The sequence below is a fragment of the Bacillus sp. SJZ110 genome, from assembly GCF_006715455.1.
Lineage (GTDB): Bacteria > Bacillota > Bacilli > Bacillales > Bacillaceae > Bacillus > Bacillus subtilis.
Genome location: NZ_VFNF01000003.1, coordinates 374,389 through 397,316, shown reverse-complemented (window position 1 = coordinate 397,316; position 22,928 = coordinate 374,389). Strand labels below are relative to the sequence as shown.

The 22,928-nt window shown below is 43.8% G+C and carries 24 protein-coding genes and 1 pseudogene; 17 read left to right on the top strand and 8 right to left on the bottom strand.

The annotated features are described in order from the left end of the window. Positions 1–22 precede the first annotated feature (22 nt). Positions 23–880 carry a hypothetical protein gene (locus tag FB592_RS12015; RefSeq protein WP_041850640.1) on the bottom strand — a complete coding sequence of 286 codons (858 nt, stop codon included), beginning with the start codon at positions 878–880 and terminating at the stop codon, positions 23–25. A gap of 131 nt (positions 881–1,011) precedes the next feature. Between FB592_RS12015 and FB592_RS12010 the strand changes: the two genes are divergently transcribed. The 4 genes from FB592_RS12010 (at position 1,012) to FB592_RS11995 (ending at position 4,470) form a co-directional block, all read left to right on the top strand. After that, positions 1,012–2,196, top strand: coding sequence for a DUF4885 domain-containing protein (locus FB592_RS12010; protein ID WP_141949536.1), 1,185 nt, complete (start codon positions 1,012–1,014; stop codon positions 2,194–2,196). Positions 2,197–2,513: 317 nt separating this feature from the next. Next, entirely contained in the window at positions 2,514–3,902 is a 1,389-nt protein-coding gene (locus tag FB592_RS12005) for an amino acid permease (RefSeq protein WP_015252942.1), read from the top strand. A gap of 111 nt (positions 3,903–4,013) precedes the next feature. Next, the gene (gene csgA, locus FB592_RS12000) at positions 4,014–4,262 is read left to right on the top strand and encodes a sigma-G-dependent sporulation-specific acid-soluble spore protein CsgA (protein WP_003234887.1); all 249 of its coding nucleotides are present in this window, start codon (positions 4,014–4,016) and stop codon (positions 4,260–4,262) included. A gap of 16 nt (positions 4,263–4,278) precedes the next feature. Continuing rightward, positions 4,279–4,470 carry a DUF5370 family protein gene (locus tag FB592_RS11995; RefSeq protein WP_003234886.1) on the top strand — a complete coding sequence of 64 codons (192 nt, stop codon included), beginning with the start codon at positions 4,279–4,281 and terminating at the stop codon, positions 4,468–4,470. 26 nt (positions 4,471–4,496) lie between these two features. Here the strand turns inward: FB592_RS11995 and blaOXA are convergent. Next, positions 4,497–5,299: pseudogene (gene blaOXA / locus FB592_RS11990) on the bottom strand (class D beta-lactamase). Positions 5,300–5,471: 172 nt separating this feature from the next. On the opposite strand from blaOXA, the gene cypC reads away from it, so the two are divergent. Next, positions 5,472–6,725, top strand: coding sequence for a CYP152 family fatty-acid peroxygenase CypC (gene cypC, locus FB592_RS11985; protein ID WP_021481914.1), 1,254 nt, complete (start codon positions 5,472–5,474; stop codon positions 6,723–6,725). 40 nt (positions 6,726–6,765) lie between these two features. Here the strand turns inward: cypC and FB592_RS11980 are convergent, their stop codons facing one another. After that, the gene (locus FB592_RS11980; protein WP_003234883.1) at positions 6,766–7,026 is read right to left on the bottom strand and encodes a hypothetical protein; all 261 of its coding nucleotides are present in this window, start codon (positions 7,024–7,026) and stop codon (positions 6,766–6,768) included. A gap of 268 nt (positions 7,027–7,294) precedes the next feature. On the opposite strand from FB592_RS11980, the gene FB592_RS11975 reads away from it, so the two are divergent. Beyond that, positions 7,295–8,914, top strand: a complete 1,620-nt coding sequence (locus FB592_RS11975; protein ID WP_003246447.1) for a glutamate/serine transporter AimA — start codon at positions 7,295–7,297, stop codon at positions 8,912–8,914. A gap of 45 nt (positions 8,915–8,959) precedes the next feature. On the opposite strand, the gene FB592_RS11970 is transcribed toward FB592_RS11975, so the two are convergent. Then, positions 8,960–9,841, bottom strand: coding sequence for a glycerophosphodiester phosphodiesterase (locus tag FB592_RS11970; RefSeq protein ID WP_141949535.1), 882 nt, complete (start codon positions 9,839–9,841; stop codon positions 8,960–8,962). 98 nt (positions 9,842–9,939) lie between these two features. Further along, complete coding sequence (gene glpT / locus FB592_RS11965) at positions 9,940–11,274, bottom strand: glycerol-3-phosphate transporter (RefSeq protein ID WP_141949534.1); 1,335 nt, start codon at positions 11,272–11,274, stop codon at positions 9,940–9,942. 296 nt (positions 11,275–11,570) lie between these two features. Between glpT and FB592_RS11955 the strand changes: the two genes are divergently transcribed. The 3 genes from FB592_RS11955 (at position 11,571) to FB592_RS11945 (ending at position 14,075) form a co-directional block, all read left to right on the top strand. Next, entirely contained in the window at positions 11,571–11,819 is a 249-nt protein-coding gene (locus FB592_RS11955) for a YbeF family protein (protein WP_015715167.1), read from the top strand. A gap of 91 nt (positions 11,820–11,910) precedes the next feature. Beyond that, positions 11,911–12,828, top strand: coding sequence for a bifunctional helix-turn-helix transcriptional regulator/GNAT family N-acetyltransferase (locus tag FB592_RS11950; protein ID WP_141949533.1), 918 nt, complete (start codon positions 11,911–11,913; stop codon positions 12,826–12,828). Next, entirely contained in the window at positions 12,825–14,075 is a 1,251-nt protein-coding gene (locus tag FB592_RS11945; RefSeq protein WP_141949552.1) for an MFS transporter, read from the top strand. Before FB592_RS11950 ends, FB592_RS11945 begins: the two co-directional genes overlap by 4 nt. A gap of 34 nt (positions 14,076–14,109) precedes the next feature. On the opposite strand, the gene FB592_RS11940 is transcribed toward FB592_RS11945, so the two are convergent. From FB592_RS11940 to FB592_RS11930, 3 genes are all read right to left on the bottom strand, one after another. Next, positions 14,110–14,538, bottom strand: a complete 429-nt coding sequence (locus FB592_RS11940) for a hypothetical protein (protein ID WP_120027737.1) — start codon at positions 14,536–14,538, stop codon at positions 14,110–14,112. Positions 14,539–14,862: 324 nt separating this feature from the next. After that, positions 14,863–15,783 carry a DMT family transporter gene (locus tag FB592_RS11935; protein ID WP_141949532.1) on the bottom strand — a complete coding sequence of 307 codons (921 nt, stop codon included), beginning with the start codon at positions 15,781–15,783 and terminating at the stop codon, positions 14,863–14,865. Continuing rightward, positions 15,780–16,607, bottom strand: coding sequence for an AraC family ligand binding domain-containing protein (locus FB592_RS11930; RefSeq protein ID WP_003246321.1), 828 nt, complete (start codon positions 16,605–16,607; stop codon positions 15,780–15,782). Before FB592_RS11930 ends, FB592_RS11935 begins: the two co-directional genes overlap by 4 nt. Before the next feature lie 215 nt (positions 16,608–16,822). Here FB592_RS11930 and purT point away from each other — a divergent pair, with 215 nt between their 5' ends. The 8 genes from purT to FB592_RS11890 all read left to right on the top strand — a co-directional run bounded on the left by purT (position 16,823) and on the right by FB592_RS11890 (position 22,824). Then, a complete protein-coding gene (gene purT, locus FB592_RS11925) occupies positions 16,823–17,992 on the top strand; it encodes a phosphoribosylglycinamide formyltransferase 2 (protein WP_260438894.1) in 1,170 nt (389 codons plus the stop codon). Positions 17,993–18,135: 143 nt separating this feature from the next. Next, positions 18,136–19,077, top strand: coding sequence for an extracellular metalloprotease Mpr (mpr, locus tag FB592_RS11920; RefSeq protein WP_015252930.1), 942 nt, complete (start codon positions 18,136–18,138; stop codon positions 19,075–19,077). Beyond that, on the top strand, positions 19,040–19,438 hold the full coding sequence (locus FB592_RS11915) for a YbfJ family protein (RefSeq protein ID WP_015715171.1): 399 nt from the start codon (positions 19,040–19,042) through the stop codon (positions 19,436–19,438). The genes mpr and FB592_RS11915 overlap by 38 nt, the downstream gene beginning before the upstream one ends. 170 nt (positions 19,439–19,608) lie before the next feature. Further along, positions 19,609–20,499: an enantioselective carboxylesterase CesB gene (gene cesB, locus FB592_RS11910; RefSeq protein ID WP_038827916.1), complete on the top strand. Its 891-nt coding sequence runs from the start codon at positions 19,609–19,611 to the stop codon at positions 20,497–20,499. Between the two features lie 195 nt (positions 20,500–20,694). Beyond that, a complete protein-coding gene (pssA, locus tag FB592_RS11905; protein WP_038827915.1) occupies positions 20,695–21,228 on the top strand; it encodes a CDP-diacylglycerol--serine O-phosphatidyltransferase in 534 nt (177 codons plus the stop codon). Next, positions 21,219–21,707: a DedA family protein gene (locus FB592_RS11900; protein WP_003234861.1), complete on the top strand. Its 489-nt coding sequence runs from the start codon at positions 21,219–21,221 to the stop codon at positions 21,705–21,707. Before pssA ends, FB592_RS11900 begins: the two co-directional genes overlap by 10 nt. Then, positions 21,700–22,491 (top strand): phosphatidylserine decarboxylase, encoded by a 792-nt coding sequence (locus tag FB592_RS11895; protein WP_003234858.1) that lies wholly within the window; start codon positions 21,700–21,702, stop codon positions 22,489–22,491. The genes FB592_RS11900 and FB592_RS11895 overlap by 8 nt, the downstream gene beginning before the upstream one ends. 54 nt (positions 22,492–22,545) lie before the next feature. Next, the gene (locus FB592_RS11890) at positions 22,546–22,824 is read left to right on the top strand and encodes a hypothetical protein (RefSeq protein ID WP_021481898.1); all 279 of its coding nucleotides are present in this window, start codon (positions 22,546–22,548) and stop codon (positions 22,822–22,824) included. The last annotated feature ends 104 nt before the right edge of the window (positions 22,825–22,928 follow it).

Sequence of the window (22,928 nt, the reverse complement as noted above, 5' to 3'; positions counted from 1 at the left end):
CGGATAACCGGCTCGGTATAAGTTAAAACTGCTTTGTCACGTCGTATTCATAGTCTATTTTTGCTTTTACGTTGCTCATCGTCGATCTGGCTGTCGCTAATGTATTATATTTAAAACTCCATACCTTTGCCACACTGAGTTGATCTGACAAAGAGATATCATAAGACCCTGAAGTCGAGCTGTTTACAAGAGCACGGCGCCATTCGTTGTTTTCGCTCGTCATGATCAGGTGGCGTGTATTTCCCTGGCTTGGTGTTTGAGTGGCGGTTGTCTGAACTCTGGTTACAATGGCATCACGCGGTATCCCGGATTGGTTTGTTAAATCAACCTTGATCACGCTGGAATCAGAACCTGAGGGGCTAAGGCTTGTATTTCCTTTATTTTCAGCAACGCCGCTGAATTGGAATGTTCCGCTGCCTGATTTGATTCGTTCTTCAATTGAAAGTGTAAAATACATGTTTCCGGTATAGGTGCCTCGTGACACTTTCACATAAAAGGTATCTGTCGTGTTTTGGGCGTCTGCATTTGCATAAATAAAAGAAGAAAACGTATTAGGGTTAATGACTTCTGTCCCTTGAGAAACAGGTATTCTATTCTTATCATAAATTTCAATTTTCATCCCTGTATACGCGCTCTGGTATGTACTCCTCACGTATACTTTTTCTCCCTTATTAGCCGTAAAAGTGAAATAGGCTTCATCTTGTCCAGCTTCCAGTATTGTTGTATCGATATTTTTATATTTCCAATAACCGATCGGCATTGCGGTATCAAATGAATTGTTTTCTGTGATAGCAGTGACTCCGACAGCTGATGCCGAATACGTAAAGGTGAATAAGACAGACAGCATAACAGCGAATGGAATAAGCCATTTTTTCACCACGCAAACAACCTCCTTTTATTTCCATCATACATAATAACGATTTAGGTGTAAATAAATGTTTTTTGAGGTTAATATATACATTATATTTGCCGATAAAAAAGAATAAGAGAGAATACTCGGGAGGGAATTCAATGCGTCTGAATCGGCAATTTATCCGCACTCAGCTGATGGCACAGAACATATTGAGCAAGAATGCGCCTGCCAAACGGGAGAATGCGACTGAAAATCCAGCGGCAGTTCTGGAAAAGGCATACAGCAGGCTTAAGTCACAATCTTCAACTGGGGGAATCAATCAGTTCAATTATTCTAAAACCAGCGTGTCGGGAAACAGCGGGACGTTCAGCAAAGTGTATCAATCAGCGAATGATCGAACAGTGACAGACACAGGGGAAGAAACAGTGATTCAATGCCAAAACCCCTATGAATCTGAGAGTGATATCAGAATCAAAATACTAGATGAAAAATACAGCAGGATGAATGCGATTAACAAATCAAAGCCTGATCCCTTAGGCTATATTAAGGATAAGTACCAAAATTCAAAGTCTCCTTATTTCAGAAGTGATCTGTCAGCTGCAGAAAGACAGGCCGCATACGATAATGAAACAGAATGGCTATTCAAAGGCAAGGCCCAAAACTATAACCTCCAGGATGCTGCGTTTCGGAATGTCACATTTCATGGGGAAGTGGAAGCTGAGAATGAAAAGGTGTATCAGCGGGGACAGGTTAACCAGCAGCTGCAAGTGCTGTTGAATCGAAACCATATTCATATTCCAGAGGGGACAGAGCTGACGTTTACAATCACACCGATTGACTATCAGGTGCGGGTGAGCGGGACAGACGATCAGGATCTGATCAAGCAAATTGAGCAAGTGCTGCAATCTGGAGACAACAGCAAAGAGCTATTTTTGCACATCATGAAAAGCCAAAGCAGTGATTCAACACAATTTTCCGAAGAGGCCTATCAAAAGTATCAGGCTGCTCGTGAGATGTATGAAGTTACAGGCTACCATTTGAAGGATTTAGAAGTGATTGATGGGCGGTATGTCACGCCTGATGGACGTGACTTATTAGACGTCTATAAAGAAGAACTTGAAAAAGATCCAGTGCAGAAACAAACGGCTTCTTATGCTATATCTTACTATCGTTCAGAGCTCAGTAAAATCGCGGAAGCCGGGTATAATGCCATTCCGGATTTCATCCTATCAATTGATTACAGCAATGGATCTCTGAGAGATGTGGGACAAAGCAAGAGCTATGGGACCGGAGATACCGGGTGGCTTGAAGCATTAAAGCGTCAAACGGGTGTGAATTATTAGGTAAGCTGTTCATGTAGAACAGCTTATTTTTTATGAGAATCTAAGGGGTGTATTAATTTAAATATTCAAATAATTTTATTATTTTTATATAAAAGATTTTAAAAGAAGTGAACGATTCAAAACTCTGAACAAAGGTGTTTACCTGAAAAAAACAATTGTATTTTCCAGAGAAATTTATTATGATGAAATAAGTAATTTAGGAGATTATATAACAATTTTAAGTTTGAATTTTCTGATTGTTATCACTGATTCATGTGAAGGCAAGCAGGTCTGCTGTTTTCTCATTTATGAGTATTTTGTTAGGAGGAGGAAGAGGAGTGGCAAATAAAGAATTAAAGAGGGGCCTGGGCGCGCGCCATATTCAGATGATCGCCTTGGGCGGTACAATCGGTGTTGGCTTGTTTATGGGTTCTGCCAGCACGATTTCATGGACTGGCCCATCTGTCCTTCTGGCTTATGCAATATGCGGAATTTTTATCTTTTTTATTATGCGTGCGATGGGTGAAATGCTGTATGTCGAGCCGAGCACAGGCTCTTTTGCGACGTTCGGCCATCAATATATTCATCCGATGGCAGGTTATATAACAGCATGGAGCAACTGGTTCCAGTGGATTATCGTCGGCATGTCAGAAATTATCGCTGTCGGTTCTTATATGAAGTATTGGTTCCCGGATTTGCCTGCTTGGATACCTGGTATCGTGGCAATGGTGATTCTTGGTGCGGCGAATTTAATTTCTGTTAAGTCGTTTGGGGAATTTGAGTTTTGGTTTGCGATGATTAAAATCGTGACGATTATCTTGATGATTATTGCGGGAATCGGAATTATTTTCTTCGGTTTTGGCAATGGCGGAGATGCGATCGGTTTGTCGAACCTGTGGTCTCACGGGGGCTTCTTTGCAGGAGGTTTCTCAGGTTTCTTCTTTGCACTGTCTCTTGTCATTGCGGCCTATCAAGGAGTTGAGCTGATCGGGATTACAGCGGGTGAAGCAAAGGATCCGCAAAACACGCTAAGAAATGCGATTCAAAGTATTATCTGGCGTATTTTGATTTTCTACATTGGCGCTATTTTTGTGATCGTGACGGTGTATCCTTGGGATGAGCTCAACTCACTCGGAAGTCCGTTTGTGTCTACGTTCTCGAAAATCGGGATTACGGCAGCGGCCGGCATTATTAACTTTGTCGTGATTACTGCGGCAATGTCCGGCTGTAACAGCGGTATTTTCAGCGCGGGCCGCATGCTGTATACACTGGGTGTCAATGGACAAGCACCGAAATTCTTTAAGAAGATTTCACGCAATGGTGTGCCGCTGTATGGCACAATTGCGGTGCTGATCGGTTTGGCTGTCGGTGTTGTACTGAACTATATCGCGCCGCCGAAGATCTTTGTCTATGTATACAGCGCAAGCGTGCTCCCAGGGATGATTCCTTGGTTTATCATTTTGATCAGCCATATCGGATTCAGAAAAGCGAAGGGTGCTGCATTAGATAAACATCCATTCAAAATGCCGTTTGCTCCTTTTACTAACTATTTGACGATTGCTTTCTTGCTGATGGTTCTGGTTGGCATGTGGTTTAACGATGATACTCGTATCTCTCTGATTGTAGGCGTAATTTTCTTAGCGCTTGTGGTCATTAGTTATTATGTGTTTGGGATTGGCAAACGCACGCAGGCCAATTTGACAAAAAGCGAACAAGCAGCTGAATAACGATAAAAAAGAGACATTCACGGATGTCTCTTTTTTTATTTTTCGCGTATGGATTTTCCCTATTTTAGCAAGCTATAGGGTAAAGATAGCAGAAGGAAAGGTGTTCATGAAATGGATGTTACACTCGGTTATTTGCGCGAATCACTCTCGAATCATCTAGAAAATGAAGTCTGCCAGCGTATTTGCAAGAAGATGCTGGCGAAGCGTTATGCAAATGAAGAGGAATTTGTAAAAGACTTAGATGATAATGAAATGTCTTTTTTGAACCATGTATTAGAAAAAGAAATTAAGTATGCCCAGAATGAACAGGATCAAAAACGGGCCAAGGAATTAAACGAGGTGTATGAATTACTGCTTTGAGAAAGGCGGGTAAGAAATGGGAGCAATTGAACGAAGCGGATATACATTTCAGCCGGAGTTTAGCGTTGTCCGTCAAAACGGAGCCATCCATGTGTACCATCAAGGAGAGTTTGTGGAAGAAATCGAATTTGAATTTAACGGGGAATATCCCGATCATGATTTGATTGAAGAGCTTGTGAATCATTATTGTTTTGAGCATGAGATTTAGAGCCCTGCCGTGCAGGGCTCTTTTATTTAGGATGTGATCAGGCCATACTTTTTCAGGATATCCACGGTGATGTTTTTGGCTTTTGTGCCGGAATCATCGACATTGGTGACAAAGACATAAGAGCCATGCTCTGTTTTGATGAATCCGACAAACCATCCTAATCCCATATCAGTCAGGCGAGTTCCGGTTTTCCCGTAGAGCGTGAAATGATCGCCTTCCTCTTGAATCATCATGCGCTTGACGATTTTCATCACCGGCTTGTCAAATGGAAGCTCCTCTTTAGCCAGTTTCTCCAAAAAAGTTTCTTGTTCCAGCGGAGATATTGTGAGCGAGCTTTGCAGCCAAAACTGGTCGATTCCCCCGCTGATATCCTCGTTGCCGTAAGATAGTGTATGAAGCCATGATTTCATCCTTTCCTCGCCGATATCTCTCGCTAATGCCTGATAATACCAGATTGCGGATTCGCGCATGGCCGAGCCAAGCGTATGGTCGCGGTTCCATGATTCGAATTCACGCTTGACCCCGTCCCATCGTTTAACATCGTATTCATCTCTTACAGCTTTGACCTGCAAACCGATTAAAGCGTTCACGACTTTAAAGGTGGATTGCGGAGTTTGTCTTTGATTTGCCCGTTTTCTGTTATAGACAAATGTCTGCTCCTTTTGTAAATCGTGAAGAATGAAGGTTCCATCCGTATCCTTGAATTCATCATCGACATTCATTCTGCTGACATTCAAGTGTTTTTCATGAGCAGATGACGCTGCGTGGACGGAGAAGCCGCCGATTCCTGCAATACTCAGCACAGCACAACATATATCCATTTTTTCATTTTGTTCTCCCCTTTGTTTTGATTAACTACCTTTTCTCTCTTTCGTTTGTTCTTCCTTTAAAAAATAATCAAAAAGCGCTTAAATTTGGTTTTGCAAACAAATACTGTTACTGGGTTTATAGTCGGAAGATAACGTGAAAATAGAGGGTAAAAAGGAAGGCAGGGTAAGCGGATGAATGAGCAGATTCCACATGACAAAAGTCTCGATAACAGTCTGACACTGCTGAAGGAAGGGTATTTATTTATTAAAAACAGAACAGAGCGCTACAATTCAGATCTGTTTCAGGCCCGTTTGTTGGGAAAAAACTTTATTTGCATGACTGGCGCTGAGGCGGCGAAGGTGTTTTATGATACGGATCGATTCCAGCGGCAGAACGCTTTGCCTAAGAGGGTGCAGAAATCGCTGTTTGGTGTTAATGCGATTCAGGGAATGGATGGCAGCGCGCATATCCATCGGAAGATGCTTTTTCTGTCATTGATGACACCGCCGCATCAAAAACGTTTGGCTGAGTTGATGACAGAGGAGTGGAAAGCAGCAGTCACAAGATGGGAGAAGGCAGATGAGGTTGTGTTATTTGAAGAAGCAAAAGAAATCCTGTGCCGGGTAGCGTGCTATTGGGCAGGTGTTCCGTTGAAGGAAACGGAAGTCAAAGAGAGAGCGGATGACTTCATTGACATGGTCGACGCGTTCGGTGCTGTGGGACCGCGGCATTGGAAGGGAAGAAGAGCAAGGCCACGTGCGGAAGAGTGGATTGAAGTCATGATTGAAGATGCTCGTGCCGGCTTGCTGAAAACGACTCCCGGAACAGCGCTGCATGAAATGGCTTTTCACACACAAGAAGATGGAAGCCAGCTGGATTCCCGCATGGCAGCCATTGAGCTGATTAATGTACTCCGGCCTATTGTCGCAATTTCTTACTTTCTTGTGTTTTCAGCTTTGGCGCTTCATGAGCATCCGAAGTACAAGGAATGGCTGCGGTCTGGAAACAGCCGGGAAAGAGAAATGTTTGTGCAGGAGGTCCGCAGATATTATCCGTTCGGCCCGTTTTTAGGGGCGCTTGTCAAAAAAGATTTTGTATGGAATAACTGTGAGTTTAAGAAGGGCACATCGGTGCTGCTTGATGTATATGGAACGAACCACGACCCTCGTCTATGGGATCATCCCGATGAATTCCGGCCGGAACGATTTGCGGAGCGGGAAGAAAATCCGTTTGATATGATTCCTCAAGGCGGGGGACACGCCGAAAAAGGCCACCGCTGTCCAGGGGAAGGCATTACAATTGAAGTCATGAAAGCGAGCCTGGATTTCCTCGTCCATCAGATTGAATACGATGTTCCGGAACAATCACTGCATTACAGTCTCGCCAGAATGCCGTCATTGCCTGAAAGCGGCTTCGTAATGAGTGGAATCAGACGAAAAAGTTAAATCAAAAAGCTCTCTTCCTTTATCGAAGAGAGCTTTTTGATTACTTCTTTTTTTCATCGTAGTATTGGACGGGATACATGGAGCCTTCTGATACCATTTTGTTATCCTCGATATCTTGCGGGTCCGGGTGGCCGGCTTTATCAACTGGGAACGTTTCCATATCGGGCTGTTTTGTTATTTTCATCTTCATGCTGTGAATGAATTCTCTTGCCTTTTGGCGATTTGACGGGTCTTTTAATAGATAAGAAGTGATGCCGACAGTTGAAACAGCGAGACCTGAAAGTAACAGCTTTTGTTTCATGGTGATACTCCTTTCTATTTTAAGAATAGTGTTTCCTGTATCATTCCCGTTTTGGAAATTGCTAAACCTGTTGTGTTTTTATCATTGTTATTAACAGTAAATTCCATTTAAGAAGAAACTAGTGACTTCATTCCTGTATTGGAAGGTAATATACATTGACTTATTATAGATTTCAGTCAAAATTCGATAAATATTGACAAAGTAAAGTAATCAGAATAATAATATAATTAGCAAGAGAATGTCATCATACATGAAAGGTGTTTACGATATGAATCAATTGCATCGAAGAATGGGAACGTTTTCCCTCATGATGGTCGGGCTCGGGTCGATGATCGGTTCAGGCTGGCTGTTCGGGGCTTGGCGTGCGGCTCAAATAGCAGGACCAGCTGCTATTATTTCATGGGTTATTGGAATGGTCGTCATTTTATTTATTGCTCTTTCTTATAGTGAACTAGGTTCTATGTTCCCTGAAGCGGGGGGAATGGTCAAATACACGCAATATTCACACGGTTCGTTTATCGGTTTTATTGCGGGCTGGGCCAACTGGATTGCGATTGTGTCCGTCATTCCGGTTGAAGCGGTGGCCTCCGTTCAATATATGAGTTCTTGGCCTTGGGAATGGGCGAAATGGACAAGCGGTTTGGTGAAGAATGGAACGCTGACTGGGGAAGGACTAGCGTTTGCCTCTGTATTGCTTCTCATTTATTTTCTGCTGAACTACTGGACAGTCAATCTATTTTCGAAAGCGAATTCATTAATTACGATTTTTAAAATTATTATTCCGGGTCTTACGATTGGAGCTTTGCTGTTTGTCGGATTCCACGGAGAAAACTTTACTGGCGGTCAAAGCATTGCGCCGAATGGCTGGGCAAGTGTGCTGACGGCGGTTGCCACTTCAGGTATCGTTTTTGCGTTTAATGGTTTCCAAAGCCCGATTAATATGGCGGGTGAAGCAAAAAACCCGGGGAAATCAATCCCGATTGCGGTTGTTGGCTCTCTTTTCGTTGCGACAGTGATTTATGTCCTGCTGCAGATCGCCTTCATTGGAGCTGTGAATCCTTCTGATATTGCTCACGGCTGGAGCCATCTGAATTTTAATTCTCCTTTTGCTGATCTGGCGATTGCGCTGAATATTAACTGGCTAGTTATTGTGTTATATGCGGATGCATTTGTATCACCGTCTGGAACAGGGATTACGTATACGGCGACAACGTCCCGAATGATTTACGGAATGGAAAAAAACAAATATATGCCAAGTATATTCGGGAAGCTTCATCCGATTTACGGCGTTCCGCGACAAGCAATGTTCTTTAACTTGATTGTTTCGTTCATCTTTTTGTTCCTGTTCAGAGGGTGGGGCGTATTAGCGGAAATTATTTCCGTTGCTACGTTAATTTCTTATATCACCGGCCCGATCACAGTCATGACATTGAGACGGACGGGGAAAGACCTGTACAGGCCTCTTCGTTTAAAAGGCTTGAACGTGATTGCCCCGCTTGGATTTATCTTTGCGTCACTGGTGCTGTATTGGGCGCGCTGGCCGTTAACAGGACAGGTTCTGTTTATTATCCTGATCGGTCTTCCGATTTATTTCTATTATCAGGCGAAGGCGAAATGGAAAGGGTTTGGCCGAAACTTCAAAGCCGGCGTCTGGATGGTGTTTTATCTGCTGGCCATGATGGTCATTTCTTATTTGGGCAGTGATAAATTCGGCGGCCTGAATGTCATTCATTATGGCTGGGATATGGTTCTGATTGCGATGGTATCACTTGTATTCTATGTGTGGGCGCTGAAGAGCGGCTACCAGACAGAATACTTAAAGGATGCGAAAGAGATAAATTCTCAGCTGCTTAATGGACAGTCAGAAGCTGCTGCCGGAAAAGAATAAAATATGAAGAAAACCTTGCGATAGTTGTCGCAAGGTTTTTTGCTTTTAATAACCCTTTTTTACTTTGTGGAAAAGACCAGGATAGTTGGTGAACACTCCTGTTACGCCCCAATCAAGCAGGCGATGCATATCAGCTTCATTATTGACTGTGTAAGGATGAAGCAAGAGGCCGTGGCTGCGGATCATACGGACGTTTTCTTGATTTAAAGCTTTATAATCCGGGCCCGCACCGACAGCGTATGTTTTGATTTCTTCCAGGGCAGCATCTGTCATTGACGCCATTTGTTTGGCTTCCAGCAATTGAACGGTCGGCAGGTTTGGCTGTAATTGATGGATTTTTACCAGGCTTTCTTTGCTGAACGATTGAATGATCACCTGACCTGGCTTAGAATGCTTCCCCAGTAATTTATGTTTCTGCAAAGAAGCGATCAGTTTTTCTTCCATACCTGGGTAGGTGTCAGGCGATTTTGTTTCAATGTAGTAGTTCGCGTGCTTTCCGAAACGGTCTAATACCTCTTCTAATGTAGGAACTTTAAGGCCGACGTACTGCGGCTTTGCTTTTTCCGGATAGGCTTCATTAAACCAAGAACCGGCGTCAAGCTTCTTAATGTCTGCGAGCGTATGGTCTTTCACCCAGCCCGTTCCGTTTGTGGTGCGGTCCAGTTTTTCGTCATGCATGACAATCAATTTCCCGTCTTTTGTCATTTGCAGATCCAATTCAATATAATCAGTTTTCATTTTCTGAGCGGTTTCGTAAGACAGAATCGTGTGCTCAGGCACATATCCAGAAGCCCCTCTGTGCGCGACGGTCAGGATACGGTCAGGTGACAGCAGGTTTCCTTTTGACGCTGCCGACACTGGCGTTACCATAAATGAGAGTAAGCCCAGCGACAGAACAAACAAGGCCAGTATTCTATTTTTTCTCATGATTTCTCCTCCTTATAGATAAGCAATACCTGTCTTTCATATTAAAAAACGGATGTAAACGGCGTGTTGGAAAACTATTAATCTTTTATGTGTCTTTCTTAAACATGCTCTGCCCGTTTTCCTGTATTCCACGTCAAAGCCAAGAAGACGATGGCAAGAATGCAGGAAGAGATCAGCATGATAAAGCCGCCGTTCCAGTTAAAACGGTCCACGATAAAGCCCATAATGGCGTTTGCGAAGGCGGATCCGCCGATGTATCCGAAAAATCCGGTCAAACCGGCTGCAGTTCCGGCTGCTTTTTTCGGTGCTAGATCAATTGCTTGAAGGCCGATCAGCATAACAGGTCCGTAGATTAAGAAGCCAATGCTGATCAGGGCGATATTGTCCACGAGCGGATTGCCGGCCGGATTCAGCCAGTACACCAATACGGCAATGAAAACACCCGCCATAAACAAAACGCCTGCAGGTGCCCGGCGGCTTTTGAAGAATCGGTCACTGATCCAGCCGCACAAGATTGTTCCCGGTATGCCTGCGTATTCGTAAAGAAAATACGACCAGCGCGAGTCTTCAGGAGAAAAGCCTTTGGCTTCTGTTAAGTAAGTAGGCGCCCAGTCAACCACGCCGTATCGCACGAAATAAACAAATACATTGGCAAAAGCGATGTACCAAAGAAATTTGTTGTTCAGCACATATTGAAAAAGAATTTCTTTTGTTGTTAATTCTTTTTCCTGATTTTTAAAAGCGTGTTTTGGATAGTCATTCCGATACTCTTCAATTGGCGGGAGTCCGCAGGATTGAGGCGTATCACGAACCAATAAAACAATTAAAAATGAAATGATAATGGCGATGATGGCAGGGAAGAAAAACACGCTTTTCCAAGTGACGAACATCGCGATCCCAAGAGTGACAAGCGGAGCAAGAATACCGCCGCCTATGTTATGGGCGACATTCCAGATCGACATTTTTGTGCCGCGTTCACTTATGGAGAACCAATGGGCCATTGTCCTGCCGCATGGCGGCCAGCCCATTCCTTGAAACCATCCGTTGATAAACATAAAAATAAACATGATGGTGACGCTCGAAGTCACCCAAGGCATTGAAACGAATAGAATATTAACGATTGCTGATAAAAATAGGCCTGTCGCCAGAAAATATCTCGGATTACAGCGGTCAGACACCATCCCCATGATGAATTTGCTGAAGCCGTACGCAATGGACACAGCGGCCAGCACCAAACCCAGTTCTGTTTTCGAAAATCCCTGTTCCTGCAGATAAGGAATGGCAAAGGCAAAGTTTTTCCGTAGCAGGTAGTAGCCTGCGTAGCCAATGAAAATACCAATGAATACTTGCAGTCTGAGCCGTTTGTATGCCGCATCCATCTTTGAATCATCCAGTCTCTCAATATGAGGAGCCGGTTTAAATATATTAAGCATTAATAATTATCCCCCTTTGCTGTTTGTGCTGGATGTGTGGCGTGCCTCCTTTCCCGAAAAACAAAAAGAGCCAGAAAACACCCCTTGTCAAAAGGGGTTGGATTCCTGGCTCTCCTCATCTCCATCCAAGATATTAACTTATCATGATAGCGCTTTCTTAAATTATCATAGTCCGGAGCGAATGTAAACGGGTAATTTTCAAATTGGGCCTTAGGGAAGTAAATATTATCCTTTTACTAAATGCAATTATATTTTTTTACTAGTAACATAAAAATCTGGAGGGAGGCTGTTTAAAGGTGGATGAATTAGATATCGCATTCTTTATTTTACCGTTAGGAATTATGCTGCTATCAATTGTCGGGACCTGTATTTGTAAAAACCCGTATCTGATGCCAATGCTTAGTTTGGTGATTTCTCTTGTGCTCACCTTTACCATTTTTAATGAATCATTTTTGGGATGGGCTGTTGTCTATAGCTTGGTTTCTCTGGCTTTATCCTATATCACATTGATTGTGGTAAGGAAAAGGAAGGAATCAGGAAATTAAAAAGACCTCACTTTCTAACATATCGTTGACTAAAGCAACTATATATGATTATAATTGCCTTAGTCAACAATATTAGAAAGTGGGTATTGATTTGAAAACAAGAGAATCATCTGTCGGGTTAAAATTCAGAAAGTTCAATCGATTTTATACAAACGTCCTTGGTTTCCTTAATGAGCACATTTACGACAGCCCGTTTTCCTTAACAGAAACACGGATTTTATTTGAGATTTATAATACGCCTAATTGTACGGCAAAAGCTCTTCAGGATAAACTGGGGCTTGACCGGGGATATATCAGCAGGATTGTGAAGCAGTTTGAAAAAGAAGATTTGATCTATAAACAGAGGAGCAAAGATGACGCTCGCCACCATTATATTTTTGTCACAGAAACAGGAAAAACGATTTATAAAAAGCTGGAGGAGAAAGCCAACGAACAAGTAGAACTGATGCTGAAGGAAATCAACCAAAAGGAGCAGCACAGGCTTGCCGAGGCGATGGCAGAGATTGAAGCGATCCTTTCACAGTCGCTTTCTGCCAGAACATCAGAGATATCGATTAGAGATTATTTTCTTTCGGAGGATCTTCAACTCCTTATTGAGAAACAAAGACAATTTTACGCGGAGGCTCACGGTTGGGATGACACGTTTTTAGCTTATCTTCAGGAGACATTTGACGCTGACATCGAAAAAATATGGATTGCGGAAAGCGGCGGGAAATTTGCTGGCTCTGTCGGGTTGGTCAAGCATGATGAAAAGACAGTCCAGCTCAGATGGTTTCTGGTTGATGCGGATTTTCGGGGCAGGGGGCTCGGCACGCAATTGCTGGAGCATCTGGTTGCATACTGCCAAGACATGAAGTTTGACCGCATTTTCCTTTGGACGGTGAGCAACATGGCTGAGGCTCGTCCGCTCTATAAAAAATTTGGATTCAAGATAAGTGAAGTGAAACAAGAAGCGCCATTATGGGGACAGCAGCTGACAGAAGAACGGTGGGATTTGGAGCTGTCATGAAAAGACTGCATTATGCTTGGATCATCGTCTCCGTCACCTTTTTGATCTTATTGGCGGTTCAGGGGGTGCGGCTGTCATTTGGTGCGTTTGTGGAGCCGTGGGAACGGCAGTTTTCAATGGATAGAAGCACCATCTCGCTGATTTCGACGGTGAGTTTTATTGTTTATGGCATATCACAGCCTGTGATCGGTCGGCTTGTGGACAAATGGGGTGCCCGGGCTGTTTTGGCATGGAGTGCGTTACTGACAGGAGTCAGCATTTTCTTAACATACCTTGTGACTTCGCCTTGGCAGCTGTTTTTGCTTTATGGGCTGGGTGTCTCGCTTGGAGTGGGCGGAGCATCGAATGTGGCGGCAAGTGTATTGGTCGTCAATTGGTTCAGCAAAAAGCGGGGACTAGCCTTTGGGATCATGGAAGCAGGCTTTGGCGCGGGGCAAATGCTTCTCGTTCCCGGCTCACTCATGTTGATCCATTGGTTTAGCTGGAAGCTGACGGTTGTGGTGTTGGGACTGCTGTTAATCTTGATTGTCTTTCCGGCTGCGCTGCTGATGCTGCGGAACAATCCTTCAGAAAAGAATACAGAGCCGATAGGCGGACTGGCTGCATCAGAAAAAGAAACAGCACCCAAAACAACAGCTCTTTCAGTGGCCGGGATGTTTCGTATGAGGCAATTCTGGTTCTTGATTTTTCCGTTTTTGATCTGTGGATTTACGACCGTGGGGCTGATGGATACCCATTTGATTCCGTTTTCTCATGATCATGGCTTTTCAACGACAGTCACGAGTGCTGCTGTCAGTCTGCTGGCAGGCTTTAATATTGCTGGCATCTTGCTGTCCGGAATTGTAGCGGACCGGTGGAGCAGCCGGAAAATCCTGTGCTTTTTATATGCGGTGCGGGCGCTGTCGATCGTGATTCTTATTTACAGCCACGAGCCCTACTTGCTTTTAGCCTTTGCGATTCTGTTTGGATTAGTGGACTTTGCAACGGTAGCACCGACTCAAATCCTCGCCACCCAGTACTTTCAAAACTACTCGATCGGCCTCATGATTGGCTGGCTGTCACTCGCCCATCAGATCGGATCGGCACTAGGTGCGTATGTGCCCGGCGTCATCTATACGGTAACGGGTGAGTATACACTGGCTTTTTATTTGTCGATTGGAATGCTCGTGCTTGCGAGCGTAATGAATGTGATGCTGAGGGAGCCAGCTGCGGTCACGCGTGACAGTGCGGCTGTGGTAGACAAGTGATGAGGACAAAGGGAAAGCATCTCTGATTTCGAGATTATTCAGAGATGCTTTTTTTGTATTTTTGTTCTAATACGAAGTCGATCATACCGACTATGCGGGCGTTTTCGGATTTTTGTTTGAAGCGTTCAGAAATTTGAACTTTTCTTGAAAATGGGGAAACACCAAATACCCATATTAGGCCAATTAACACAAAAAACATTTGTACACCCATTTCTATTAAATCATTATAATGAGAACTGAAAAAATAAATATATAACGTTATTAATGTTACTGTAAATACGATTTTGACAGTGTGTTTGAATGTGAGCTGTGGTTCAATTAAACACACTTTCATTTGGTTGAGTGTGAAAGAGTCTTGTTTCATTAGGTACAAAAGTAAATCATTATCGTTTTGACTGATAGGGTACAAGTCAGTTTCTATTTTTTTTGTGATCTCCTGATATTTATGTATATTACTTTTCATATAGAATCCTCCCTTAAGAATAACTCCATGAGTCCTCTAAAAGGACCCATGGAGATCAAGACTATTAATAATGTACGGAAGAGTACTGCAACTGCTCCTGCTTCAGGGCCTTTTTTAAATGTAATCGAAGTTTTAAGTCCAGAAGTAGCGTTGTTATATATTGTAACGTCAAAAAGGTACAAATTAAGTATTCAATGTTTGAGTTATTGAATTACATAAAGTTCAGTCGGTAAGCAAAGACTGTTAGATAGATTTTGATAAACTCGATTTGGAACACAGTGAGCGCCGTTTGTGTCTGCCCATACACCCCGTGTATAGATGCCGTTAAACATCCATTTTACATCCATTCTCCATCAGCTTCGCTTTCGGTTTCATCTCCGAAATGTAGAGGCCTAAAAGCGTAAGGGCGCCTCCTAGAAGAGCGATCCATGTCATGTTTTCATGCAGGATCAGGACGGAAGCGGCGATTGTGATAACCGGGACCATGTATATATACGCACTGGATTTGACGGCTCCGAGCACGCCAACTGAATAATTCCAAGTGGCGAAGCACAGGGCCGAAGCGCCAATCCCTAAGAAAAGCATGTTGAGTATATTTGAAGCAGATGAAAATCGGCTTAGGTCAAAATGGAAGTCGAACAAAAATAAAGCGGGAACCATAAACAATAAACCATACAAAAATACTCTCTGTGTCAGCTCGATGATGTGGTATTCGTAAGCGCTTAATTTTTTCATGAATATCGAGTATCCGCCAAACACGAGAGCAGCCCCGGCTGCCATGATGTCTCCGAGCGGATTTAGACGAAGTACTACATTGCCGTTAAACGTAATCAATAAAAGCCCGATCAGTGCCGAGACAAATCCAATCAAAAAAGTCAGACGCAGTTTTTCGCCTTCGAGCAGAAAATGGGCCAAAACCGCAGTGATCATCGGTATAATGGACACGATCATGCCGACATTGGATGCGTATGTATAGGTGAGAGCTATATTTTCTAATAGAAAGTATAAGGTTACGCCAAATAAACCAGCCCCGGCAAACAACAGCTCCTGCCGCCAATTTCTGAACGGAATCATGTTGGGACGGACGAGGATAAGAGCGATAAAGCCCATCAAAAACCGATAAAATAATATTTCCATTGGAGAGAAGTCAGCCAGCAGAACTTTTGTCGAAATAAAGGTCGTCCCCCAAATCAGAATGGTCACAATGGCTGCGATATGCCCCGAAGTTTCTCTTTGTATGTTCATCTGTGAAGCTCCTTTTCAAAAATCTTCATGTATTGCTTCGGCGTCAGCCCCACCTGCCGTTTAAAAAACTTCGTCATATGACTCTGATCGCTGAATCCTGTCTGAAATGCCGCATCAATCGGTCTTACTCCTTGTTCAAGGAGTTTTTTGGCTTGATTAATCCTGATTGTTTCCATGTAGCTATTAGGGGTAATGCCTTTTTGTTTTGTAAATGAACGCAATAAATGATACTTGCTCCAGCCTGTTAATTCACTCAAATCATTGAGTGTGACATTTTCGGCATAATGCTCTTCTAAAAATTCACAAACCATTTTGACTTCGTCTGATGGTTCTGGAACGCTGCTAAGGAACGTGACATCTGAATAATGGCGGATCAGCTCCTCTAATAGATGAAGAAACAGCTCCTCCTTACGCAAAGCTTGTTTTTCCTCGGATATCAAAATATGCAATTCCTGCAGGCTGGCTGTCAGCTCATGGCGGAATAACACATGCTGGGAGAAATAAGGGAGATGCCCGGAGCCAGTAATCTCTTTCACCGCCTTCTCCATGATATCCGGCATGACATTGATACACCGATAATCAAGCGTCCGGCCGTCAATCTGTTCACAGCTATGCGTGTCACGAGGGTTAAAGAGGAGAAGATCACCTGGATTGATGATATATTCTTGATCCTGACAGGCCAGATACCGTTGCCCTTTTTCAATAAATCCAATCACATAATAATCGTGAAAGTGGTTCGGGAACTTTTGCATAATTCCCTTGAAACGGTAGGCTTCTATATGAAGGTGTGGGTCAAGCTGCAGTGTGCGGGTTTCATTTTGCATGGGATGCCTCCTGTCGGTGTGGTGGTCTTGGATTAAGTGTAGCATGATTTTGGGAGATTTCTTGTATGATGTTGCTGTTTAGGAATAGAGAAAGCAGACCGTTATTGGTCTGCTTTCGTTTAAGAATTTAAAAGATTTTAACCCCCAATAATAATTTTATCTTTTTTAATAAAAATTTATTTTTCAAATATTTCAGTTATAATGGTTTGGAACAGATAGGAGGGGCAAAGATGTATCAATCAAAGAAGGTTTTATTGTTAGGTTCAGGTGAATTAGGTAAAGAGGTAGTGATTGAAGCCCAGCGTCTTGGGGTACAGACGGTGGCAGTTGACAGTTACGAGCATGCTCCGGCGATGCAGGTCGCGCATAACAGTTATGTCGTTGATATGCTGGACCCAGAGCAGATCAGAACCATTATTGAGAAAGAAAAGCCGGATTTGATTGTGCCTGAGGTTGAGGCGATCGCGACGGATGAATTGCTGAAGCTTGAAGAGGAAGGATTTCACGTCATCCCGAATGCCCGTGCGGCCAAGCTGACGATGGATCGGGAAGGCATCAGACGGCTTGCGGCGGAAACGCTTGGACTTGCGACGGCTGGCTATGAATTTGCGAATACATATGATGAATTTATACAAGCGGCAGCACAGATCGGTTTTCCTTGTGTCGTTAAACCATTGATGAGTTCTTCTGGAAAAGGCCAAAGCATCTGCCGCTCTGAAGCGGATTTAGAGAGCTGCTGGGAGACGGCGATGGAAGGCGGACGGGTGAAAAACGGCCGCGTGATCGTTGAGGAGTTTATCCCATTCGAATCAGAAATCACACTCTTAACCGTACGTGCGGTTAACGGTACGGCATTTTGCGAGCCGATCGGTCATGTGCAAAAGGACGGGGATTATATCGAATCATGGCAGCCGCATGATATGACAGAGCAGCAAATAGAAGAAGCGAAGCATATTGCGAAAACGATCACGGATGAGCTTGGCGGATACGGCCTGTTTGGTGTTGAGCTGTTCCTTGCGAAAGATAGGGTATATTTCAGTGAGGTATCTCCTCGTCCGCATGATACGGGTCTTGTCACGCTGGTGACGCAAAATTTGTCAGAATTTGCGCTGCATGTCCGGGCGATTCTCGGCTTTCCGATTACAGAAATCACACAGCTTTCTCCTGGCGCCAGCAGGCCCCTCAAAGCGCCGGAAGAATTAGCGGATTACACTGTTGAAGGATTGGAAAACGCACTGGCAGTCCCAAAGACTCAAATGCGCGTCTTTGGAAAGCCGATAACGAAAGCCGGACGTCGTATGGCAGTTGCGCTCTCTGCTGCTGATTCAGTTGAAACGGCAAGAGAGAATGCAAAGAAAGCGTTGGAACAGCTAACGATAAAATAGAGTTTGAGCAGGTCTTGTCATGGTACAAGGCCTGTTTTTTTCTTTCTCCGTAAAAGTTTTATCATAAGAATCAGAAACCCGATTATAATGTAAAAGTCTTCCATCAATACGGGTGGTTGACACTAAAGGAGGGAGATGACAAAATGAAATTAGTTCCAAGATTCAGAAAACAATGGTTCGCTTACTTAACGGTTTTGTGTTTGGCTTTGGCAGCAGCGGTATCTTTTGGCGTACCGGCAAAAGCGGCAGAGAACCCGCAAACTTCTGTATCGAATACTGGTAAAGAAGCTGATGCTACGAAAAACCAAACGTCAAAAGCAGAACAGGTTTCTGCCCCTTATGAGGGAACCGGAAAAACAAGTAAATCGTTATACGGCGGCCAAACGGAACTGGAGAAAAATATTCAAACCTTACAGCCTTCGAGCATTATCGGAACTGATGAACGCACCAGAATCTCCAGCACGACATCTTTTCCATATAGAGCAACCGTTCAATTGTCAATCAAGTATCCCAACACTTCAAGCACTTATGGATGTACCGGATTTTTAGTCAATCCAAATACAGTCGTCACGGCTGGACATTGTGTGTACAGCCAGGATCATGGATGGGCTTCGACGATAACCGCCGCGCCGGGCCGCAATGGTTCGTCATATCCGTACGGTACTTATTCAGGCACGATGTTTTACTCCGTCAAAGGATGGACGGAAAGCAAAGACACCAATTATGATTACGGAGCTATTAAATTAAACGGTTCTCCTGGAAACACGGTTGGCTGGTACGGCTACCGGACTACAAACAGCAGCAGTCCCGTGGGCCTTTCCTCGTCAGTGACAGGATTCCCGTGTGACAAAACCTTTGGCACGATGTGGTCTGATACAAAGCCGATTCGCTCCGCTGAAACGTATAAGCTGACCTATACAACCGATACGTACGGCTGCCAAAGCGGCTCGCCTGTTTATCGAAACTACAGTGATACAGGGCAGACAGCTATTGCCATTCACACGAACGGAGGATCGTCATATAACTTGGGAACAAGGGTGACGAACGATGTATTCAACAATATTCAATATTGGGCAAATCAATAAATACAGCAAACTAGCCATATTCATGTCTATTTTGTTTTTATGCGGGTGCAGTTCGCAGACGCATTCTTCTCCAAAAGAAACGACTATTCCTGTCACTCTTCATGTGGAGGATGCTAAGGGGCTGCCGGTCGAAGGGGTTCAAGTGACGATTGTCAAAGCGCCCTCTTCAGATGAGGAGCCGAGTACAGAGATTGGCGAGATACTCGGTAAAACAGACAAAAACGGAGATATCAAATGGGATACCGGCAGAAAAGGCGATTACTCAGTCGCGTTGACGAAGGGTGAAACATCAGTAACCCATCACATCTCGTTAACAGAGGATAAAAAAGATCATGCCATTCCATTAGTCTTCAAAGAATAGCAGTTTCCTTGATTTTAAGGGAACTGCCTTTTTTATTTATTGCAGGAAACCAAACTATATACTGGAAATTTATTATGTGAGATAATAAGAAATAGGTATTTTTTCTTACGAGACAAAAGGGGCGTTATCCTTTATTTTATATTAATCAAACCCGGAGGAAAAAGAAGAAGATGATACAAGATTCAATGCAGTTTGCCGCGGTTGAAAGTGGTCTGCGCTTTTACCAGGCATATGATCAAAGCCTTTCTTTGTGGCCGATTGAGTCGGAAGCATTCTATGTTTCTACTCGTTTTGGAAAAACACATATCATTGCAAGTGGGCCAAAGGACGCACCTTCGCTCATTTTGCTTCACGGGGGCCTTTTCAGCTCTGCGATGTGGTATCCGAATATCGCAGCGTGGAGCAGTCAATTTCGTACATATGCGGTCGATATAATAGGAGACAAAAATAAAAGTATACCATCAGCAGCCATGGAAACGAGAGCTGATTTTGCAGAATGGATGAAAGATGTCTTTGATTCTCTTGGACTTGAGACGGCACACCTGGCCGGCCTTTCGCTTGGCGGGTCCCATATCGTGAATTTCTTACTCCGCGCGCCTGAAAGAGTAGAGCGGGCGGTTGTTATGAGTCCCGCTGAAGCGTTTATTTCATTTCATCCGGATGTCTATAAATACGCTGCAGAGCTTACAGGGGCAAGAGGAGCTGAATCATATATCAAGTGGATCACAGGCGACAGTTATGATCTGCATCCTTTACTGCAAAGACAAATTGTGGCGGGCGTGGAATGGCAGGATGAGCAAAGGAGCCTGAAGCCGACAGAAAACGGCTTTCCGTACGTGTTCACAGACCAGGAATTGAAATCAATACAAGTCCCGGTACTGCTGATGTTCGGTGAGCACGAGGTCATGTACCATCAGCAAATGGCCTTTGAGCGGGCTTCGGTATTGGTGCCGGGAATTCAGGCTGAAATCGTAAAGAACGCCGGACATCTGTTATCTCTGGAGCAGCAAGAGTACGTCAATCAACGCGTCTTGTCCTTTTTATGCGGGGGGATAAAATAGTAAGGAACATGAAAAGATTGGCATTCATTTTTCAAAAGGTAACAAATGTTGTATAATAATAGAATTTGAATGCTGCTTTTTTTGGGAGCATTCTATGTTATCATGCTTATTGGAGAAAAATTTTTCCTGTAACGCTATTCGATCACTATCGTCAAATAATATAGATGGTTTTACAATTGGAGGTTTGGTTACACTGTGAATTACATCCCCTGTATGATTACGATAGGAAACTTCATTTGCGGATTGCTGGCGATTCATTCCTTGCTATATCACAACATTCATTCAGCAGTGCTTTTTATTTTTACAGGCATGTTCCTTGATTTCTTTGACGGGATGGCTGCTCGTAAGCTGAATGCCGTTTCTGATATGGGGAGAGAACTGGATTCGTTTGCCGATCTGGTTACGTTTGGGGTGGCTCCTGCTATGCTTGCTTACAGTGTCGCGTTGTATACCCTGCCATTTATCGGGATCTTATGCGCATTGACGTACAGCATTTGCGGAATGCTTCGCCTCTCTAAATTTAACATTGAACAAAGCAAGCTCCCGACGTTTATCGGTATGCCGATTCCGTTTGCGGGCATGTGTCTCGTTATTTTAAGCTTTACCTATAACCCGATCCTTCTGGCAATCGGCACTTGCGGACTTTCATATTTGATGGTGAGTAAAATAAAATTCCCTCATTTTAAAAAACATGCGGCAGAAAACCTGGAGTCTGGGAGATGGAATTAGTTCAGCAGCTCATAGCGGATTACGGTTATCTCGCTATTTTTTTGATGCTGGTATTAGGAATTGTAGGATTGCCGATTCCAGATGAAGTGATGATGACCGTTGTTGGCTATTTCACGCATACCGATGTATTGAATTATGAGCTTTCGATATTGATTAGTTTTGTCGGGGCTTTGTTAGGTATGCTGATCAGCTACATGATTGGCAGAAAAGCCGGACGCCCGTTTATCGACAAGTACGGCAAGTGGGTCGGCTTAAAAGAAAAAAGAATGATGAAAGTGGAAAAATGGATGAAGAAATACGGTCCATATTCTCTTATTTTAGGTTATTTTATTCCCGGCGTCAGACATGTGACGTGCTACTTTTCGGGGATCGGCAAAATGGATCTGAAAACGTATGTTGCGTTTGCGGCAATCGGCGCCTTTTTATGGTGCTTTGTTTTTATTACAATCGGAAGGGTTATAGGGATTATTCATGTTTAATACGGCTGTAAAGATTCTGTATCGATCATTGATAGAGCTGACGAATCATCGTCTGTCATCCTATCTGATTAAAGGATTTTGCGAGTCAAAAATCAGCAAACCGGTCATTCCGCTTTTCTCAAAACATTTTCGGCTGAATTGGGATGATGTGGACGGTACGGCTGCTGATTACGGATCGCTGTCTGAATTGTTTATTCGACAAATAAATCTGGAGCGGCGCCCTGTGTCAAAAGAGGCGCATGCGGTGGTCAGCCCTGTTGACGGTGTGGTTCAGACGGTAGGAATCATCAACCCGAATCAAACCTTTACGGTGAAGGGAAAAGATTACTCATTCGCTGAACTCACCGGCTGTAAAAGCGCAGACCATCAATACAACGGCGGATACTTCGTCGTGCTGTATCTAAGCCCGAGGCATTATCACCGTTTCCATTCTCCGATCAGCTGCAGGTATCAAAAGCTGGCCGAGCTCGGAAATCGCTCATACCCGGTAAATCAACTAGGCTTAAAATACGGGAAAGATGTGCTGTCGAAAAATTATCGGTTTGTGTACGAGCTGAATAGCGGCAGCCGAAATGTCCTGATGATTCCTGTCGGCGCGATGAATATTAATTCTATCGTGCAGACGAGCACCCGTGCTGAATTGGAGATCGGCGAAGAGCTGGGATACTTTTCATTTGGCTCAACCGTCATTTTGATTTTTGAAAAAGACGCGTTCCAGCCGTCCGCCCATTTAGCAGAAGGCCAAGAAGTCCAAGTCGGAGAACTGATAGGTTACGAAGAGTAAGAAGAGGAGCTTGCATAAACGCAGCGCCTCTTTTTTTGAAGAAAGGTGAGATTCATGGAGAAACAAATCATCAGCTGGATTACAGATTATCAGAACACCGGAGATGAAGCCGTCCTGCGGCAAGTGCGAGAAGTATGCTGGCCGATCGTTGAAGCGGTTTTGCAAGAGAAGGCAATAGATGATGAACAAGCGAACAATTTGCGCGAAAAAGGAATCGAGCGGTTTCCATTCATCATCAGCAAATACCAAGCGGATGTGCAGCTTCCGGTTGAGACATTTTTACGAAATACGTATCGGTTTTACTTTCATCAGGTGATGAGAGAATCCAGCTAAAGCTTCTTTCAACAGAGAAGCTTTTTTTGTTGGCAGGAAAAGGAAACTTTTTCTATATCTATCTCGTAATGACTAGAGAACCTAGCAGAAAAGGAGAGATAGAA

Excerpts from the sequence above, each read along its gene's own strand:
- FB592_RS12010 (WP_141949536.1), top strand. The coding sequence starts at position 1,012 with ATGCGTCTGAATCGGCAATTTATCCGCACTCAGCTGATGGCACAGAAC.
- csgA (WP_003234887.1), top strand. The coding sequence starts at position 4,014 with ATGGATGTTACACTCGGTTATTTGCGCGAATCACTCTCGAATCATCTA.
- FB592_RS11995 (WP_003234886.1), top strand. The coding sequence starts at position 4,279 with ATGGGAGCAATTGAACGAAGCGGATATACATTTCAGCCGGAGTTTAGC.
- cypC (WP_021481914.1), top strand. The coding sequence starts at position 5,472 with ATGAATGAGCAGATTCCACATGACAAAAGTCTCGATAACAGTCTGACA.
- FB592_RS11980 (WP_003234883.1), bottom strand. The coding sequence starts at position 7,026 with ATGAAACAAAAGCTGTTACTTTCAGGTCTCGCTGTTTCAACTGTCGGC.
- FB592_RS11975 (WP_003246447.1), top strand. The coding sequence starts at position 7,295 with ATGAATCAATTGCATCGAAGAATGGGAACGTTTTCCCTCATGATGGTC.
- FB592_RS11970 (WP_141949535.1), bottom strand. The coding sequence starts at position 9,841 with ATGAGAAAAAATAGAATACTGGCCTTGTTTGTTCTGTCGCTGGGCTTA.
- glpT (WP_141949534.1), bottom strand. The coding sequence starts at position 11,274 with ATGCTTAATATATTTAAACCGGCTCCTCATATTGAGAGACTGGATGAT.
- FB592_RS11945 (WP_141949552.1), top strand. The coding sequence starts at position 12,825 with ATGAAAAGACTGCATTATGCTTGGATCATCGTCTCCGTCACCTTTTTG.
- FB592_RS11940 (WP_120027737.1), bottom strand. The coding sequence starts at position 14,538 with ATGAAAAGTAATATACATAAATATCAGGAGATCACAAAAAAAATAGAA.
- FB592_RS11935 (WP_141949532.1), bottom strand. The coding sequence starts at position 15,783 with ATGAACATACAAAGAGAAACTTCGGGGCATATCGCAGCCATTGTGACC.
- FB592_RS11930 (WP_003246321.1), bottom strand. The coding sequence starts at position 16,607 with ATGCAAAATGAAACCCGCACACTGCAGCTTGACCCACACCTTCATATA.
- mpr (WP_015252930.1), top strand. The coding sequence starts at position 18,136 with ATGAAATTAGTTCCAAGATTCAGAAAACAATGGTTCGCTTACTTAACG.
- FB592_RS11915 (WP_015715171.1), top strand. The coding sequence starts at position 19,040 with ATGTATTCAACAATATTCAATATTGGGCAAATCAATAAATACAGCAAA.
- cesB (WP_038827916.1), top strand. The coding sequence starts at position 19,609 with ATGATACAAGATTCAATGCAGTTTGCCGCGGTTGAAAGTGGTCTGCGC.
- FB592_RS11900 (WP_003234861.1), top strand. The coding sequence starts at position 21,219 with ATGGAATTAGTTCAGCAGCTCATAGCGGATTACGGTTATCTCGCTATT.
- FB592_RS11895 (WP_003234858.1), top strand. The coding sequence starts at position 21,700 with ATGTTTAATACGGCTGTAAAGATTCTGTATCGATCATTGATAGAGCTG.
- FB592_RS11890 (WP_021481898.1), top strand. The coding sequence starts at position 22,546 with ATGGAGAAACAAATCATCAGCTGGATTACAGATTATCAGAACACCGGA.